Below are 18,769 nucleotides of genomic sequence, written 5' to 3'. Positions count from 1 at the left end.
ACTTGAATCATGTGTTTGATGGGGATTTTGGAGTTTCTGGTGAATAATTCAGGTAACATTTGGTACAAAATCACCTACGAAGCGAATCCTGAATTGGTCAACTTGTATCCGCAGGTGTTATCCAGTTTGTTGAATGACGCTCGGACGAAGTTGCTTCGCTCAAAATTATCTTTTTCGGAGTTGGCTAACTTAATCGATCGATACAATTGGCAGGGTTACCAGAATACTCATCACCGATTACCGCGTAAGGCCTATCGTCAGCTTACTACTGAACGTCAGGTGGTGATTTCGGCGATAGATAACTGTTTAAAACAGGTCGAAACTTATACGGATGATGTTGAATCCGATAGGTTTGAAGAAGTTTTGAATTATATTACGGAATCAAACTTCGTGGAAACTTTGGCAGAATCTTATTTGGACCCAACTGATGCGATGATGATTAATATTATTCGTGAAAATGGTGTGAAAAATGTCATTACGGACGATAAAGATTATTTGTCGGTTAGTGATATTTATTTGTTTACACTCAATGGAAAAGCAATTGAGCGTGCTAAACGGGAAGATAAGCTATTAACCTTTCCGGAATTTTTAGAAGCGATTTAAAATGTTAAAAGAACACGGGAAAATGAACGTAGCCGTTCGTCTTCCCGTGTTCTTTAGATTTTTAGTGATCCCGCTTCAATAACATCCCCGTCAATCGCGCCAACGCGTCCCGGCTGCTCCCAGCGGGTAACGCCGCAATCAGTTCCAGCGCCTTGTCGGTCCATTCGGTGGCCAACTGCCGCGCGGCTTCGACGCCACCGTGTTGGGTGACCAATTCGCGCACAGCCAAGATGTCGGCTTCCGTCATGTCCTGGCGTTTCTTCAGGTATTGGTGGAAGTCACGTTTAGCCTTAGGCAGTGCCAGCAACAGCGGCAACGAGTACACGCCGGAACGCAGGTCTTCTAAGATCGGCTTCCTGGTCTTCTTGGGGTCGCCCGCGTAGTCCAAGATATCGTCTAACATCTGGTAGGCGCTCCCGATAGCCTCGCCAATCGGCCGAGCGCTGTCCTGGACGGCTTGCGGCGCGTTGGTCAACATCGCTCCCTGGTAGCAGGCCAGCGCGAACAACTCGGCCGTCTTACCCGCAATCTCACTGAGGTAAGCGTCTAGGGTGGCGTCCTCGCGGTAGTTCAACGCCATCTGGCCCAGCTCGCCGGTCAGAATCTTGTGCATCGCGTTGATGTGGCTTTGAATCAGGTATGTATCGCTGGTCGATTTTAAGACCTGGTCGAAGTAGACCGTGAACATGAAGTCCCCGGCGTAGATCGCGTTACGCTGGCCGTACTTCATCTGGATGGTCCGCACCCCGCGGCGGGTGGGGGAGCCGTCGATCACGTCATCGTGGATCAACGTGCCCACGTGGAGGATTTCCAGCGCCGCGGCCCCGGCCCGTAAGCGTTCGGCGGGTATCTGGTCACCAAATTTCGTGAATAAATAAAAGTACCCGGGACGTAGAAGCTTGCCGCCGGATTCCAATAAGGCTAATATTTTATTGTGGATAGGTTGGTTGGTCAATTTTACCGCATCCAGCAGATAGGGCTGTAACGCGTTGAGTTCTGGCTCAACCTGCGGGAATTGCCGCCAAAGTTGTCGATCCATACTGCACCTCGTTCGTTAGTCAAAATTAATCTTACCGACAACTGGAAACGTTGTCAAACAAAGCTGCCCTAGTGGGGTGGCGAAACTGGGGGAAAGTCGCGTGAATTTGAAAGTTTTTCTAGAATTGGTCGAAATCAAGGCCAAAATTGCATCGGTTTGGCCGTTTTTATTGGGATTGATTTTTGTCTTCCATAATTATGGTCGGTTAAATGCGGGCGTCAGTCTGTTGTTCTTTATCGCCATGTTCCTGTTCAACATGGCCGTGGACATCAACGACAACTACCAAGACTACACCAAGGCCGACGATAATCAAGCCGCCGAGTGGAAAAAACATACCAATATTATTGGTGTCCACCACTTGAACGTCCACGGCATCTTCGCCCTGATGGCCAGCTTCACGGTGGTGGCCGCGCTGATTGGGCTGTATCTGGTCTGGCTGACCGGCTGGCCGCTGCTGGTGATGGGCATCTTCTGCTTTCTGGTGGGCTACCTCTACGCCGGTGGGCCCAAGCCGTTGTCCGGGACGCCGACCGGGGAATTCTTCGCCGGTTTCACCATGGGCTTCATGATCATGGCGATTACCGTCTACCTGAACCTCTACCAGACCAACGACCTAACGTTGGCACTATGGGGGCGGGTCCTGTTGGCCTCCGGGGTGGCCGTGATGGCCATCGCCGCGTTACTGCTAGCCAACAACATCTGTGACGCCCAGGAGGACCTGGACCTCAACCGGACCACCATCGTGTACTTCATCGGTAAGCGGCGCGCGTTGTGGCTCTTTGCCGGCTTCTACGTGGTGGGTTACCTGTCACTGGTGGCCAGCGTCCTGCTGGGGGATTTGCCGGTCTGGTCGCTCCTAGCGCTGATCAGTGCGATTCCCGTGGGCAAGAACATCCACGCGTTCTTTCAGGTCCAGGTCAAAAAGGAAACCTTTATTTTAGCTGTGCGGAATTTGGGCCTGTTAGCGGTCTTCACGGTGGTTTGTGAAGGGCTCGGACTATTATCGCTTTAAAGCTTCCTAAAATTCTGGCCGCGGTCGTTGTGCTTTTTAAGGTAAGTCGGGTAGAATAGAAGTTAACAGTTTAAACGGCACACGAGAGCTTGGAGGCTATTATGAAAATTTTAGAGGATCGCATTTTAAAGGATGGCACGATTTTACCCGGGAACGTCTTGAAGGTGGATAACTTCTTGAACCACGAAGTCGACCCCCAACTGATGGATCAGATGGGCGCCGAGTTCGCCCGCAAGTTCGCCGACGCCGGGGTGACCAAGGTCCTCACCGTCGAGTCTTCCGGCATCGCGCCGGCCGTGATGGCGGCCTTACACCTGGGCGTGCCGATGATTTTCGCCCGGAAACACAAGAGTCTGACGCTGACTGACCACCTGTACACGGCCAAGGTCTACTCGTACACCAAGCAGGTCAATAACGATATCTCGATCGACCGGCGCTTCTTGAGTGCCGACGACAACGTCTTGATCATCGACGACTTCTTGGCGAACGGCCAGGCGGTCCAGGGCTTACTGGACATCGCCGAAACGGCGCAAATCAAGGTCGCCGGCGTGGGCGTAGTCATCGAGAAACGTTTCCAGAAGGGTCACCAACTGGTCCAGGATGCGGGAATTCCGTTGGTCGCGTTGGCCAGCATCGCCAAGTTCGAGAACGGCACGGTGACCTTCGCGCAAGACTAGGGAATCGTGCTTGTATCCGGCGCGGCAAAACTTTAAACTTAAGTTAGATGAGGTTTCTCGCTTCCGGCCAAGTCAAAATGAGCGGAAACGGGTTGTGGTTGGGCACGACTTTGAGCCCGCAGGTCGGGTCTCAAAGTTCGACCTTTGTCTAAGCCGGCTGAAGAACGCCGACTAAGACGGGACCATTCCCCCTGAGCCCATTTTGACTTGGCCTCCGCTAACCTAGTGACTCGGAGTGACATTAGTGGGTTACAAGTCAGTCGTTGTCGGTTAGACCACTATTTTAGTGAATTATCCACCAACTTAGCGGAGCGGAGTCGACTGGATTGGCTATGGTGAAATTAATGTTAGTCGACGTTTTGGGTCGGCTTACATTAAGGCCGAGTTTCGGAGACCGCGGGTTTGGTGGGCTCCGAAATCGTGCCCACCATAGCGAATCTTGCTCGACGGAGCGCAGCGACAATTCTCAACCAAACAGATTTAAAATCAAGATAAAATTAAACGTGGAAAGTAGGGAGTAAATTGGCGAATACAGTCTTATATCCAGGAGATACCATTGGGGTGATTGGCAACAGCGCGAACGCCGCGATGTTGGTCACGACGGCCCGGAAGATGGGGTTGCGCGTCGGGGCGTACGGTGCCGATGAAACCGGCGAAGCCTTACAGCTAGCCGATTTCAAGGCAGTGGGCACCGCTAAAGACAAGGACAAGTTACAACATTTTGCGGAGAGCTGTGCGGCGGTGGTCTACGATTCCGACCACGTCAGCACCGACGTCGTGAAGTTCTTGGCCCAATTCACCCGGATCCCGCAAGGTAGCGATCTGTTGGAAATGATGCAGGACCGTTTACTCGAACGGGCCTTCTTCGAACAACTGAACGTCAATATTGCGCCGTACGCCACGATTATTAGTCTCGACGACGTCTACCAATCCGTTAATTCGATTGGCTACCCGTGCGTGTTAAAGCCGATTCAAAAGGAATGGTCGCGGGGCCGCGAGTTAGTGATTCGCACCCAAACGGACATCGCCAAGGCGGCCGGATTGTTGGACTGGGGGACCTACATTTTGGAATCCCAGATTGCCTACGCCAAGGAATACTCCTTGATCGTGGCGCGCGACGCCGCGGGGAACCAACAATTGTTCCCGATTACCGAGGCGCAATCCATCGACGACCGGCCGTTTAAGACCTGGGTCCCGGCCAACGTGGACCAAGCCGTCGCCAGTGAACTGCAACGCATCGCGGGTGAAGTCGGCAAGCACGTCAACTACGTGGGGGTCTACGAGGTCAGCTTCTACCTGACCAAGAGTGGCGCCATCTACGTCAAGAAAATCACGCCGGCCCCGAGCGAAAACGGCTACGTCTTTGCCGTGGCCGCCACGGTCGACCAGTTCGACCAACACCTGCGGGCAGTCTGCGGCTTACCGTTGGCGACGCCGCAAATCTTGACGCCGGCCGTCACGGTGGCCTTCATGGTCAGCCAACAACCGGCCATGCGGACCCAGTGGCAGATTAAACCTAACTGGCACTTTAACTTCTATCACCTGCGCAACCAGCGGCCTGACGACATTATGGGCCACATTGCCGTGACGGGGGATTCGGTCAAGACCATGTTAGACCAGCTCGACGATACCGGGATTTGGTCGGACGACGATGCGGACGAAGACGATACCCCAACGGATTAAGGCAGCATTTACAAAAAGAGACCCCGAGCGTACTTGCTCACGGGTCTCTTTAACGTTATCAGGGGCTGGTTAAGTTAGTGGCTTAAAGGGTTGGCCGCTGGTAAATCGTTTGGGAAGCTTTTCGCGGGGCTATCGGGTATGATTAACGTAATTCGAGAAACCAAACGGCTAAGGGAGGCCCTGACGATGGAGCACATCACGGATACGGAGTTACAACGCAAGGTTTGTCACTACTTAAATGGGGTGACGGACCGCCGCAAGCCTTTGACGGTGACGGCGGAGAATGGCGACGAAGTGGTGATCATTTCCGAAGCGGATTACCGCAACCTCCGGGCCAACCAGCTAGTGTTATGTGACCCGGCCCACCAGGCGTGGATTCAGGAATCGATGCGCCAAGTCCGCGAGTTAGACGCCCAGCAGACCCCCTTACCGCGGGCGCTGGACGAAGCCAAATAAATAAACGATGGCTGCCCGGACTGGGTAGTCATTTTTTCGGATGAGGGGGACGTGACATGACGATTCACGAAATACAGGCCCGCCCGCAACTACTGGTCGACCAACTAGTGGCCTTGTGGGAAGGTTCGGTGCGCGCGACGCACCTCTTTTTATCGGGTGACGAGGTGACCCAAATCAAGGAATACGTGCCTCAGGCGCTGCGCCAGGTGCCGAAGCTGGTGGTGTTGACGGATAACGACGGCGAACCGGTGGCTTTTATGGGGCTCACCCAGCAACACCTCGACATGTTGTTCATCGCCGCCGACCAACGCGGCCACGGGCTGGGGAAACAACTCCTGACCTACGGAATTCGCCACTACGGCATCAACCAACTGACGGTCAACGAACAGAATCCTGGGGCCCTGGGCTTTTACCAGCACATGGGCTTTCAGGTGGTCGCCCGTCGCGACACGGACGAGCAGGGCCAGCCGTACCCGGTGCTGACCATGCGGCTGGGATAGCCCGTAGAGGCTGGTTGGACACTTATAATTATAAAAAATGGCTCTTTAAGGCTCGGTGGGGACAGACCGCCAGCCTTAAAGAGCTGTTTTTAGTTGTTAACGGGATTGAGGTTAGTCCTCAGTGGTCAGTCCTTAATTTTCCCGCCAAATTTTCCTTTAAATTCCCCGGGAACTCAGCAGAACGTATGTTTCTTTGGTATAATAGTCAGGACTAACTACAGAGAGGATTGTGTTCACGGTGGCAGGAGAAGAATTGTTAACGGGCATGAATGACAAACAAACGGAGGCCGTCCTGCAGACGGAAGGCCCCTTATTGGTATTGGCCGGCGCCGGCAGTGGGAAGACACGGGTCTTGACTCACCGGGTGGCCTATCTGATCGAACACAACCACGTGTTACCGTGGCACATCTTGGCGATCACCTTTACCAACAAGGCCGCTAAGGAAATGCGCGAGCGGGTGATCAAGCTGCTGGGTCCCGACGGCAACGACGTCTGGGTCTCCACGTTCCACGCCCTGTGTGTGCGGGTCTTGCGCCGCGATGCCGATAAATTAGGCTACACGCGCGCCTTCACCATCGCCGACACCGGCGAACAGCGGACGTTGATCAAGCGGACCCTCCAAGAACTCAACTTGGACGTGAAAAAGTACGACCCGCGTTCGGTCTTGAGCACCATTTCAAACGCCAAAAACGCCCTGCAGACGCCGGCCATGTTGGCGGCCGAAGCGGGCGACCCCTTCAAGCAAAAGGTGGCCGAAGTTTACGACCGTTACCAGCGGGCGCTTAAGGCCAACCAGGCCATGGACTTCGACGACTTGATCATGCTGACGATTCAGCTGTTTCAACAGAACGCCGACGTGCTGGGCTACTACCAGGACAAGTTCCAATACATCCACGTCGACGAATACCAGGATACCAACGACGCGCAGTACATGCTGGTCAACATGCTGGCCAAAAAGCACGACAACCTGTGCGTGGTCGGGGATGGTGACCAGAGTATCTACGGTTGGCGGGGCGCCAACATGGAAAACATCCTGAACTTTGAACGGGATTATCCGGGCGCTCATGTGACCTTACTGGAACAAAACTACCGCTCGACCAAGACCATCCTGGCAGCGGCTAACGACGTGATCCAACAAAACGTCAACCGGAAGAAAAAGGACCTCTGGACGGAAAATCCGGAGGGCGACAAGATTTCGTATTACCGCGGGCAAAACGAAAACGACGAGGCCCATTACGTGGTGGCCAAGATTCAAGAGGAACGCGAACAACACCACCGCGGTTACGGTGACTTCGCCGTGCTGTACCGGACCAACGCGCAATCCCGGGTGATCGAAGAAACCCTGGTCAAGGCCAACATTCCCTATACCATGGTCGGGGGCCACAAGTTCTACGACCGTAAGGAAATCCGTGACGTCCTGGCCTACCTGACGCTGATCGCCAACCCGGCCGACTCGATGAGTTTGGAACGGATCATTAACGAACCCAAGCGCGGCATCGGCGCCACCAGCCTGGAAAAGCTGCGTGACTTCGCCGATTACAACGATTGGACGGAGCTGGAGGCCACGCAAAACATCACGTTGGCCACCAACATCAGCACCCGGACGCGCAACGCCATGGACAAGTTCGGCCACACGATTGCCGAGGTTCAAGCCACGGCGGCAACGGCCAGCGTGTCCGACATCACCAACGCCATTTTAGACAAGACCGGCTACCTGAAGCTCCTGAAGGACGCCAAGTCGCTGGAAGCCGAGACCCGGGTGGAAAACATCGAGGAATTCCTGTCCGTGACCCAGAAGTTCGACACGGATTGGGACCAGGCCGACCACGACGAGGACGATAACCGGTTGGTCGAATTCCTGGCCGACTTAGCGTTAGTGTCCGCGCAAGACGACGTCGACGAAGAACCCGCCGAGGTTACCCTGATGACGCTGCACGCCGCCAAAGGGTTGGAATTCCCGGTCATCTTCCTGATGGGCCTGGAAGAGGGCATCTTCCCGTTGTCGCGGGCCATGCTCGAAGAAGACGAACTGGAAGAAGAACGGCGGTTGGCTTACGTCGGCATCACACGGGCGCAAAATAAGCTGTACCTGACCAACGCCTATTCGCGGATGCTCTACGGTCGCCGGCAGAATAATCCGGAATCGCGGTTCGTCACCGAGATCAATCCGGAACTCCTGCACCTGGACTACAGCGAAAGCAAGAGTGGCCTGACGCCATCGCGCCGGGACGTGCCGTTTGCGCGGCGGACGGCCAGTGCGGTCGCCAAGCCGTACCACGGCAAGACCGGTCGGGTCACCACCGACACGGGTACCGGGGCCGGCAAGGTCTCCTGGACCGTTGGCGACAAGGCCAGCCACAAGAAGTGGGGCGTCGGCACCGTGGTCAAGGTCAGTGGGACCGGCGAAGACGCCGAACTCGACATTGCCTTTCCAGAACAGGGTGTTAAGCGGCTCTTGGCCGCCTTCGCGCCCATTAAACGCGTGGACTAAAGTTTAATTAATAAGCGTCACGGCGGTCAGCGACCGTGGTGGCGTTTTTTTCGGGGGTAGCAAGTAACATTTCCCACCCAGTTGGCGTAAAATTAGGGTAACTATTGCCGCTTCACTCCGCCGAGCAAGATTAGCTATGGTGGGCACGATTCCCAAGCCTCGAAGATCACGAGTCTTGGGAACTCGACCTTGATGTAAGCCGACAAGAAACGTCGACTAACATCAATTTCACCATAGCTAATCCAGTCGGCTCCGTTACGCTACTGTTGAGGTGATTGGTCGCTACGGGTGAGAGACCTAGTAGCGCACTGATGGTTGAGTGGAGGAGCGTCCACGTTGATGGGCAAGGAACGTCGACTGAAATGGAACGCGACCAATCGTTGCCACCAATAACCCGGGTGAGCGTAACAGAGTCGACTGCCCACTACTAGTCGCTAATCGACGGCGTGGAGCGCCAATGACCCACCACAGTAACAAATTTTTAATCTTGATAAAAACCTGAAGGGGGAGCATTTCAGATCATGACTGACAAACCCGTACAGAACCTAACCCAACAACAGGCCGCCGCGGAAGCCGCCGACCTGCGGCCCCAACTCATCCAGTGGGGGAAACAATACTACGACGCCGACGCCCCGGCCGTCGAAGATGACGTCTACGACCGGGTCTACGCGCGGTTGGTGGCCTTAGAGACCGCCTTTCCGGCCATCGTGACGCCGGAATCACCGACCCAACACGTCGGTGGCACCACCCGCGGCGACCTGCCCAAGGTCAACCACGACATCCCGATGCTGTCACTGGGCGACGTTTTTTCGCTCGACGAACTCAAGGAATTTGACGCCCGGTTACGAAAGGACGTGGACGCCGAAGACGGGGACGAAGCCGGCTTCGACTATAACTGCGAACTCAAGATCGACGGCTTAGCGATTTCCCTACGGTACGAAAACGGGAAGTTCGTCCAGGGCTCCACGCGAGGCAACGGGCGCATCGGCGAAGACATCACCGCCAACCTGGCGACTCTACCGTCGATTCCGAAAACGCTGAGCCGGCCGCTGACCATCGACGTGCGGGGCGAATGCTACATGCCAAAGCAGGCCTTTCTGGACCTCAACGCTCGCCGTGAAGCCGAAGGGGAGGCACCCTTTGCCAATCCGCGGAACGCCGCGGCCGGTAGCCTGCGCCAACTCAACGTGCAGGTGACCGCCGACCGAAAATTGGCGACCTTCATGTACAACATCGCCGATTACGAGCCGTTGGATACCCGGACGCAAAGTGGCTTACTCGACGAATTAGCTGAGTTGGGTTTTAGCACCAACCCGACCTACCAGGTGGCCCACGACATGGACGACGTGGCCGCCTATATCGACCAGTACCAGGCGAAACGCGCCGATTTGGCGTACGGCATCGACGGCATCGTGATCAAGGCCAACCCGTTACCGTTACAGCGGGCCATCGGGGCGACGGTCAAGGTACCGCGTTGGGCGATCGCCTACAAGTTCCCGCCCGAAGAGGTGGAGACCGTGGTCCGCGACATCGAGTGGACCGTGGGGCGGACCGGCATTGTTACGCCGACCGCGGCCATGGACCCGGTCCAGTTGGCCGGTAGTACCGTAGCTCGTGCGTCGCTGCACAACCCGGATTATCTGGAAGCCAAGGACATTCGGTTGGGCGACACGGTCCTGTTACACAAGGCTGGCGACATCATCCCCGAAATTTCCCAGTTCGTGGCGGCCAAACGCCCGGCCGACGCCCAACCCGCCCCGATTCCCGAATTTTGTCCGTCTTGTGGCGCCAAGCTGGTCCATCTGGACGAGGAAGTCGCCTTGCGCTGCATCAACCCTAGTTGTCCGGCGCAGTTGGCCGAGGGGATGAACCACTTCGCCTCACGTAACGCGATGAACATCGATGGCCTGGGGCCCAAGATTGTGGCGCAGCTCTTCGACAAGCAGCTGGTCAGCGACGTGGCGAGTTTGTACCATTTAACGACCGAACAATTGTTAACTTTAGATAAATTTGGGGACAAGTCCGCCCAAAACCTCTTGACAGCTATTGATAATAGTCGTCATAATTCATTAGAACGGTTACTCTTTGGCCTGGGCATCCGTCACGTGGGGGCCAAGGCCGGCCGGGTCTTAGCCGAACACTTCGGCGATGTGCGCAGTCTGATGGCCGCGGACGCCGAGACGATTGCGGCCATCGACAACGTCGGTCAAATCATTGCCGACAGCGTCGTGACTTATTTCGCCACCGACCAGGCCCAAGCCTTGATCGACCGACTAGACGCCGCGGGAGTCAATCTGACTTACACCGGCGGGCCGACCGTCACGGCGCCGACTAACCAATTTACCGACCAACGCGTGGTGTTGACCGGGAAGTTACAGGAGTTGACGCGACCGGAAGCCACGGCCTGGCTGGAAGCCCACGGGGCCAAGGTCACCGGGTCGGTATCTAAAAAGACCGACCTACTGATCGCCGGTGAAGCGGCCGGGAGTAAACTGACCAAGGCCCAAGCGCTGGGCGTTCCGGTGTGGAACGAAGCCCAGTTGCGTGACGCCATGGCGGAAAATAACGGATAATCTTAGGAGGAAACAATCGTGAAACGGTTACGAACCTTTATCGCCTTAGCCGCCGTCCCCTTAGTTTTGGCGGGGTGTGGTGATTTGAGTAATTCGAGCATGTCGACTAATTCCGGCTCGAGTAAGTCGGGCAGTACCCAGTTAACGGGGCAATCGACCGACAGTGATTATGAAGGGGTCATTCAAAGTGGCCACTATCAGGTCAGCAAGTCGCGGGGCGTGACCAACACCCAAGACTCCGGGAACACTTACAACCTGAAGAGTTTTGAAAACGGGATGTTGAACGTTTCCAAGAAGGTCTTCTCCACCAAGAAGTACGTCTTCCAGGAAGGCCAGTACCTGAGCAGTACCACGGTCCAGAACTGGTTGGACCGTAAGTCCAAGTCCAATACCACGGGCTTGAACCCCACGGATAATGGCTCGAAGTCGGCTAGCAAGCGGAACCCGATTTACATCCAGGCCCTAGAAGAACAGGACTACATGACCCAGAAGAACAACAAGCTCTCCTTGGGTGGGGTGACCATCGGGATCGCGGTCAACTCCGTGGATTACTACAAGAAGACCCAGTACGGGGCGACCTACGAAACCAAGATCACCCAGGCGGCCGGCGAAGCCTACGCCAAAAAAGCCGCGAACACGGTGCTGAAACGCTTGCGCCAAAAGTCGGCGTTGAAGAACGTGCCAATCGTGATCGCCGTTTACCGCCAGGCCTCGAACGATAGTCTGGTCGGCGGGAACTTCCTGGCCTACTCGACCAACAAGGCCGGTAGCACCAGCGTTTCTAAGTGGACGCCGCTAAACGTGAAGAACTACACCTTCCCGTTGTCGAGCGGTCAGAGCAGTCCGAACAGTAACGACGCCAGCTCCTTCTCCAACTTCAAGAGCCAGGTCGAAAACTTCTTCCCGAACTTGAGTGGGGTCACGGCCCAAGCCCAATACGATGGCAAATCGTTGGCGGGGATGCACGTGAACATCACCACGCAGTTCTACAGTCAAACGGAAATCATCAGCTTCACCCAGTACCTGCAGACCACGGCGCAAAAGTACTTGCCGTCTGGGGTGCCAATCGATATTACCGTGTCGTCGACGGATGGGATTCAAAGCTTCCTGTCGCGGACCAAGAACGAAAAGAAGTTCACCAGTCACGTCTTTAACAGTTACTAAACAGCACGTAAACGGTCGTCCGGTGGGGCGGCCGTTTTTATTTGGGCAAGTTTTTTGGGGGGCTTCCGGTCAAGTCAAAATGGGCGGAAACGGGTTGTGGGTGGGCACGACTTTGAGCCCACAGTTCAGGTCTCAAAGATCGACCTTTGTCTAAACCGGCTGAGAAACGCCGGCTAAGACAAATCTCACCCCTGAGCCCATTTTGACTTGAACTCCAGCAGACTAAGACGCTAGCATTTGAAGACTTAAGTGTCACTATTTTAGAATTTAAAATGGCGTAGTAGACAATATATTTCGTAATCAGAGAGGCTACCAAGTCGCACGATTTTAGCAAATGTCTCGTGATCATCCTCCGAGCTAAATATTTTTGATGAGTTCGTTTTGGTCGCCTGCGGTTCTATGGTAGAATAACAATGTGTGTTTACGCGCCGGACCCCGGCAAATCAATGGATGGGGCCTGGCGGACAAGCGTGTGGATTTAAGCGAATGGCGGCGTTACCTACTGAGAGATGAACGACTGACTTAGAAGTAGAATTAACGCACCAGTGTACAGCCTGGAGGCGAGCAGGAGCTCAGCCAGCGAAATTATCCTTAGTCGACGTTTTTGGTCGGCTTAGGATAAGGCCGACTTTTGAAACTCGCGGGTTTGGCGAGGTTCAAAATCGTGCCCGCAGGCGTTCCAGCTCCTGAGCGCCGGAAGGCGACAGTTTAAACTTACACGTCACGGATAAATTAGAAAGAGGGACAAATTGATGGCTAATCGAATCAATCGTGAACAGGTTAAGCACGTGGCTGAACTGGCCAAGCTTGAGTTTACGGACGACCAATTGGACGCCTTAACCCCACAACTCGACGATATTATTGGCTTATTCGAATCGCTGAGTGAAGTGGATACCGATAACGTGGAACCAACCACCAACGTCACGGATCAGATTAACGTGATGCGTGAAGACGTCGCCGATAACTGGGGACAAAGCGCAGCACTGTTAAAGAACGCACCCGATGCCGCTCGCGGCTACATCAAGGTGCCAACCATCATCGACGAAAGCGAGGATTAATCAATTTATGGACTATTTCAAGCAAGATCTCGCTAGCTTACACGCGGACCTGGTGGCCAAGAAGATGAGCGCCAAGGAACTGACGCAAGCCACTTTCGAGAACATCAAAGCGACCGATCCCAAGATCGACGCCTTCTTACACTTAAACGAAGACCAAGCCCTGGCCCAAGCCGACGCGCTCGACCAAGCCGGCATCACCGACGACCAACCTTTAGCCGGGATTCCGCTGGCTTTAAAGGATAACCTGGTCACCAAGGACGAACCCACTACGGCGGCGTCCAAGATTCTGGAAAACTTCACGCCGGTCTACGATGCCACGGTGGTCAGCAAGTTAGCGGCCGCTAAGATGGTGCCGGTCGGCAAGACCAACCTGGATGAATTTGCCATGGGGGGCTCGACGGAAAACTCCGCCTTCAAGACCACGAAGAACGCCTGGGACCAAACCAAGGTACCCGGTGGGTCTTCGGGTGGTTCCGCGGCCGCCGTTGCGGCGGGCATGGTGCCCGTGGCCTTAGGGACCGATACCGGGGGTTCTATTCGCCAACCGGCTTCCTTTAACGGCATCGTCGGCATGAAGCCAACGTACGGCCGGGTTTCCCGGTGGGGCCTGATCGCCTTTGGTTCGAGTTTTGACGCCATTGGCCCGATGACCCGTTCCGTCAAGGACAACGCCATGATGCTCAGCGCCATCGCTGGTCACGACGATCACGATCTGACCAGCTCCGACAAGGCCGTGCCAAACTTTGCGGCCGATTTGACCGCTGCGACCAGCGTCAAGGGCATGCGCATTGGTTTACCTAAGGAATTCTTAGCCGACGGGATCAACGACGACGTCAAGCAAGCCATCTTGGCCGCCGCCGACACCTACCGCAAGTTAGGCGCCACGGTCGACGAAGTTTCCCTGCCGCACAACAAGTACGGGGTCGCTGCTTACTACATCATCGCCTCATCCGAAGCCTCCTCGAACCTCCAACGGTTTGACGGGATTCGTTACGGCTACCGCGCTAAGGACGTCAAGAACCTGGAAGACGTTTACGTGAAGTCGCGTTCCGAAGGGTTCGGCGCCGAAGTCAAGCGTCGGATCATGTTGGGGACCTTCTCGTTATCCGCTGGATTCTACGACGCCTACTTCTTGAAGGCCGCCAAGGTGCGGACCGTGATCTTAAACGACTTCAAGGCCATCTTGAAGGATCACGACTTCATCATGGGGCCGGTGGCGCCGACGCCCGCCTTCAACATCGGGGCCGAAATAGCCGACCCACTGACCATGTACATGAACGATATCTTAACCATTCCGGTGAACTTAGCGGGCTTACCAGGGTTATCCCTGCCAGCCGGCTTCAGCAATGGCTTACCCGTCGGCATGCAGCTGATTGGGCGGCCGTTCGACGAAAGCACGCTCTACAAGGCCGGGTACGCCTTCGAACAAAACACCGAATTTCACACTAAAGTACCCGCGTTAGGAGGCCAAAACTAATGAATTTTGAAACCACCATTGGGCTGGAAGTCCACGTGGAGTTAAAGACGAACTCGAAAATCTTTAGTCCGTCACCCGTTGAATTTGGGGACGATCCCAACGCGAACACCAACGTTATCGACTGGGGGTACCCCGGGGTCCTGCCAACGACCAACAAGGGCGTAGTGGCCGACGGAATTATCGCCGCACTCGCCTTACACGCGACGGTCGAACAACACACCCACTTTGACCGGAAGAACTACTTCTACCCCGATAACCCTAAGGCCTACCAAATCACGCAAGCCGACAAGCCTATCGGTCACGATGGCTGGGTCGAAATCGACATCGACGGCGTGAAGAAGAAAATCGGGATTGCCGAAATGCACATCGAAGAAGATGCCGGGAAGAACACCCACGAACGTGACCACTCCTACGTCGATTTGAACCGGCAGGGGACGCCGCTGATCGAAATCGTGTCCAAGCCCGACATCGCGTCGCCGGCCGAAGCCTACGCCTATCTGGAAGCCTTACGGCAACGGATCCAATTTACCGGGATTTCCGACGTGAAGATGGAAGAAGGGTCGATGCGGGTCGACGTCAACATTTCCGTGCGTCCCGTGGGCCAAGATAAGTTCGGGACCAAGACCGAGTTAAAGAACCTGAACTCCTTCAACTACGTCAAGCGCGGGTTGGAATACGAAGAAAAGCGGCAACAACAAGTCCTGATGTCCGGTGGTTCCGTGCGGCAGGAAACGCGGCGGTTTGACGAAAAGACCGGCGAAACGATCCTGATGCGGGTCAAGGAAGGCTCCGACGATTACCGTTACTTCCCAGAACCCGACTTGCCAGCCCTGAGCATTTCCGACGACTGGATCAAGCAACTTGATGCAGCTATGCCCGAAATGCCAACCGACCGGCGGCACCGGTATGTCACCGAACTGGGCTTGACGGACTACGACGCCATGGTCATCACGCAGACCAAGGAAATGTCCGACTTCTTCGACGCCATGGTCGACTTGAAGGCGGACCCTAAGATGGCCGCCAACTACCTGCAGGGGGACGTCAACGCCTACCTGAACGACAACCAAGTCGATTTGGCCAAGACCAAGTTGACGCCAGCCAACTTAGCGGGTATGATTAACCTCATTTCCGACGGGACCATTTCGACCAAGATGGCCAAGAAGGTCTTCAAGGCCGTGACCAACGGTGAAGAACCTAAGGCCTTTGTCGAAAAGCACGGGTTGGTCCAATTATCCGACCCAGCCAAGTTACAACCGATCATCGATGACATTTTGGACCAAAATCCACAATCCATCGAAGACTTTAACAACGGGAAGAAGCGGGCCGTGGGTTACCTCGTGGGTCAAATCATGAAGCAAACACACGGGCAAGCCAACCCGCAAGTCGTCAACAAGTTGTTGATGGCGGCTTTGAATCACTAGAGAAAACACGGAGGCACCAAACATGCGTAAACGGGCACGGGTCATTTATAACCCAACCTCAGGCCGCGAGGCGTTAAAGAAAGATTTAATCGACATCTTAGCGGTGTTCGAACAGGCGGGTTATGAAACCAGCGCCTACGCGACCACCCCGGCACCTAACTCGGCACAAGACGAGGCGACCCGGGCGGCCAAAGCGGGCTTTGAATTGATCGTGGCGGCCGGCGGCGACGGGACCATCAACCAGGTGGTCAACGGCATCGCCGGGTTATCCCACCGACCGAAGATGGCCATCATCCCGGCCGGAACCACCAACGATTACGCGCGGGCGCTCCACATCCCGCGCGAAGACCCCTTAGCTGCGGCCAAGGTGGTTCTCAAGGATCAGACCATCAAGATGGACATCGGCCAGGCCGGCGACCAGTACTTCATCAACATCGCGGGGGGCGGCTTGCTCACCGAGTTGACCTACGACGTGCCGTCGAACCTGAAGTCGATCTTCGGCTACCTGGCGTACCTGGTGAAGGGCGCCGAGTTATTGCCGCAGATCAAACCCATCGAGATGGACCTGACCTACGACGGCGGCCATTTCCGCGGGCAGGCCTCGATGTTCTTGCTGGCATTGACCAACTCCATCGGTGGGTTCGAACAAATCGTGCCCGACGCGGCGTTGGACGACGGGAAGTTTACCATGATCATCGTCAAGACCGCCAGTCTACCGGAGATTCTTCGGTTGATGGGCTTGGTCCTAAACGGTGGTCGGCACATCAACGACCCGCACATCCTCTACGTCAAGACCAACAAGGTCACCGCCCGGCCGGTTAAGGACCGGATGATGATCAACCTGGACGGCGAATACGGGGGCGACGCACCGATGAAGTTTCGGAATTTGAAACAACACATCGAAATGTACGCCAACCTCGACGCCATCCCGGACCACGCGGTCACCAGCGAAACGGCCGAGATGTTAGCGGCCGAAGAGAAGTTCGTCAAGCAGGTCCAGGACCTGCCGGCGGACGCCGATAAGTAGTTTGTAAAGTTAAAAAGTTTACGGGAAAGGGATTTTGCGTGATAATAGGGCAAAGTCCCTTTTCTAACGTCTAATCAATTTATGAGGTAATTTAATGAAAATCAAAGCACCAGTAACTAAGAACGAACGACTCGACGTGACCATCGCCGACCTGACTTATCAGGGGATGGGGGTCGCCAAGGTCGACGACTTTTCCTTATTTGTCGAAAACGCCTTACCGGGCGAACAGGTGACGATTCAGGTCACCAAGGTTCAAAAACACTACGGGTTCGCCCGCGTGGTGGCTTGGCAGACCAAGTCGCCCGACCGGGTCGAAGACGTCGACAAGACCTACCGGCAGACCGGGATCGCGCCGTTACAACATTTGGCGTACCCGGCCCAACTGAAGTTCAAGCAACACCAGATCGCCGAACTCTTCAACAAGGCCCACATCGACGTGACCGTGGCGCCGACGCTGGGGATGGCGCACCCGACCCAGTACCGCAACAAGGCCCAAGTGCCCGTGCGGACGGTCAAGGGCCAACTAGAAACCGGTTTTTACCGCCAACACAGCCACGAGTTGATTCCGCTGACCGATTTCTATATTCAAGACCCCGAAATCGACAAGGCCATCGTCAAGGTCCGCGACTTATTGCGGCAGTTTGAAATTCCGGCCTACGACGAAATCAACGACAAGGGCGTCATCCGTAACGTGATGGTGCGCCGAGGCTACTACAGTCACGAGATGATGATCGTGCTGATCAGTCGCCAACAGAAGCTGCCGAGTCAGGCTCAACTGGTGGAACAGATCCATGCGGCCTTACCGGAAGTGACTAGTATCATTTTAAACGTCAATGCTAAGCGGACCAATGTCATCATGGGCAACGTCACGCGCGTGCTGTACGGCAAGCCGACCATCGAAGACACCTTGATGGGCTTGACGTTTGCTATCTCGTCGCGGTCGTTCTACCAGGTCAATCCGCAACAGACCGAAAAGCTCTACCAGATGGCCATCGACAAGGCCGGCCTGACGGGTAACGAAACGGTCATCGACGCGTACTGTGGGATTGGGACCATTTCGCTGGCCCTAGCCAAGCACGCCAAGCAGGTCTACGGGGTGGAAATCGTGCCGGAAGCCATCGAAGACGCGAAGATCAACGCGCAGAAGAACCACCTGACCAACGTGGAATTTGCTGTCAACAAGGCCGAAGACCAGATGGCCCAGTGGCAGGAAGCCGGTGTCAAGCCGGACGTGATCGTGGTCGATCCACCGCGCAAGGGTCTGGCGCCCAGCCTGATCGACAGTGCGGCGCAGATGGGCCCCAAGAAGGTCGTCTACGTCAGTTGCAACCCGGCCACGCTGGTGCGCGACGTCGCGCACTTCCAGGAACTGGGTTACGCCATCGACGGCGACATTCAGCCGGTCGACCAGTTCCCGCAAACGCCGCACGTGGAAAGTGTTACGGTGCTGGTGAAGCAATAGGTATTTAGATTAGAAGGCAGCTTTCTTGAAAAAGAGGGCTGTTTTTTTGTGCAGTGAGCGGTTAAGTCAAGGAAAGTTTAACTGGACGATGCCTAATCGACAAAGAAAATAATTCAGTATAAAATA

General features: G+C 55.3%; 15 protein-coding genes. 14 read left to right on the top strand and 1 reads right to left on the bottom strand.

All coding sequences use genetic code 11. From position 1 onward, the window contains the following. Nucleotides 1-39: 39 nt before the first annotated feature. Nucleotides 40-603 (top strand): hypothetical protein, encoded by a 564-nt coding sequence (locus FD38_RS05115; RefSeq protein ID WP_152318940.1) that lies wholly within the window; start codon nt 40-42, stop codon nt 601-603. Nucleotides 604-664: 61 nt separating this feature from the next. Here the strand turns inward: FD38_RS05115 and FD38_RS05110 are convergent, their stop codons facing one another. Next, nucleotides 665-1,642, bottom strand: coding sequence for a polyprenyl synthetase family protein (locus tag FD38_RS05110; protein WP_057731943.1), 978 nt, complete (start codon nt 1,640-1,642; stop codon nt 665-667). Nucleotides 1,643-1,742: 100 nt separating this feature from the next. On the opposite strand from FD38_RS05110, the gene FD38_RS05105 reads away from it, so the two are divergent. The 13 genes from FD38_RS05105 to rlmD all read left to right on the top strand — a co-directional run bounded on the left by FD38_RS05105 (nt 1,743) and on the right by rlmD (nt 18,643). Further along, nucleotides 1,743-2,654: a 1,4-dihydroxy-2-naphthoate polyprenyltransferase gene (locus FD38_RS05105; protein WP_057731941.1), complete on the top strand. Its 912-nt coding sequence runs from the start codon at nt 1,743-1,745 to the stop codon at nt 2,652-2,654. Nucleotides 2,655-2,755: 101 nt separating this feature from the next. Then, complete coding sequence (locus FD38_RS05100; RefSeq protein WP_057731939.1) at nt 2,756-3,331, top strand: xanthine phosphoribosyltransferase; 576 nt, start codon at nt 2,756-2,758, stop codon at nt 3,329-3,331. A gap of 522 nt (nt 3,332-3,853) precedes the next feature. Then, complete coding sequence (locus FD38_RS05095; protein ID WP_057731937.1) at nt 3,854-5,014, top strand: ATP-grasp domain-containing protein; 1,161 nt, start codon at nt 3,854-3,856, stop codon at nt 5,012-5,014. Between the two features lie 186 nt (nt 5,015-5,200). Beyond that, a complete protein-coding gene (locus FD38_RS05090; RefSeq protein ID WP_057731935.1) occupies nt 5,201-5,470 on the top strand; it encodes a type II toxin-antitoxin system Phd/YefM family antitoxin in 270 nt (89 codons plus the stop codon). A 56-nt stretch (nt 5,471-5,526) separates the two neighbouring features. Then, nucleotides 5,527-5,970 carry a GNAT family N-acetyltransferase gene (locus FD38_RS05085; RefSeq protein WP_057731933.1) on the top strand — a complete coding sequence of 148 codons (444 nt, stop codon included), beginning with the start codon at nt 5,527-5,529 and terminating at the stop codon, nt 5,968-5,970. 238 nt (nt 5,971-6,208) lie between these two features. Next, nucleotides 6,209-8,461 (top strand): DNA helicase PcrA, encoded by a 2,253-nt coding sequence (gene pcrA / locus FD38_RS05080; RefSeq protein WP_087741740.1) that lies wholly within the window; start codon nt 6,209-6,211, stop codon nt 8,459-8,461. A gap of 521 nt (nt 8,462-8,982) precedes the next feature. Next, nucleotides 8,983-11,034, top strand: a complete 2,052-nt coding sequence (gene ligA / locus FD38_RS05075) for an NAD-dependent DNA ligase LigA (RefSeq protein ID WP_057731929.1) — start codon at nt 8,983-8,985, stop codon at nt 11,032-11,034. 18 nt (nt 11,035-11,052) lie between these two features. Further along, nucleotides 11,053-12,198, top strand: coding sequence for a CamS family sex pheromone protein (locus FD38_RS05070; RefSeq protein WP_057731927.1), 1,146 nt, complete (start codon nt 11,053-11,055; stop codon nt 12,196-12,198). A gap of 752 nt (nt 12,199-12,950) precedes the next feature. Then, nucleotides 12,951-13,256, top strand: coding sequence for an Asp-tRNA(Asn)/Glu-tRNA(Gln) amidotransferase subunit GatC (gene gatC, locus FD38_RS05065; protein WP_057731926.1), 306 nt, complete (start codon nt 12,951-12,953; stop codon nt 13,254-13,256). 7 nt (nt 13,257-13,263) lie between these two features. After that, the gene (gene gatA, locus FD38_RS05060; protein ID WP_057731924.1) at nt 13,264-14,733 is read left to right on the top strand and encodes an Asp-tRNA(Asn)/Glu-tRNA(Gln) amidotransferase subunit GatA; all 1,470 of its coding nucleotides are present in this window, start codon (nt 13,264-13,266) and stop codon (nt 14,731-14,733) included. Beyond that, on the top strand, nt 14,733-16,154 hold the full coding sequence (gene gatB, locus FD38_RS05055; protein WP_057731922.1) for an Asp-tRNA(Asn)/Glu-tRNA(Gln) amidotransferase subunit GatB: 1,422 nt from the start codon (nt 14,733-14,735) through the stop codon (nt 16,152-16,154). Before gatA ends, gatB begins: the two co-directional genes overlap by 1 nt. A gap of 22 nt (nt 16,155-16,176) precedes the next feature. Further along, nucleotides 16,177-17,181: a diacylglycerol kinase gene (locus tag FD38_RS05050; RefSeq protein ID WP_057731920.1), complete on the top strand. Its 1,005-nt coding sequence runs from the start codon at nt 16,177-16,179 to the stop codon at nt 17,179-17,181. A gap of 94 nt (nt 17,182-17,275) precedes the next feature. Further along, entirely contained in the window at nt 17,276-18,643 is a 1,368-nt protein-coding gene (gene rlmD / locus FD38_RS05045; protein WP_057731918.1) for a 23S rRNA (uracil(1939)-C(5))-methyltransferase RlmD, read from the top strand. Nucleotides 18,644-18,769: the final 126 nt, after the last annotated feature.

The organism is Levilactobacillus zymae DSM 19395 (genome assembly GCF_001434115.1).
Lineage (GTDB): Bacteria > Bacillota > Bacilli > Lactobacillales > Lactobacillaceae > Levilactobacillus > Levilactobacillus zymae.
This window is presented reverse-complemented; position numbering and strand designations above follow the sequence as displayed.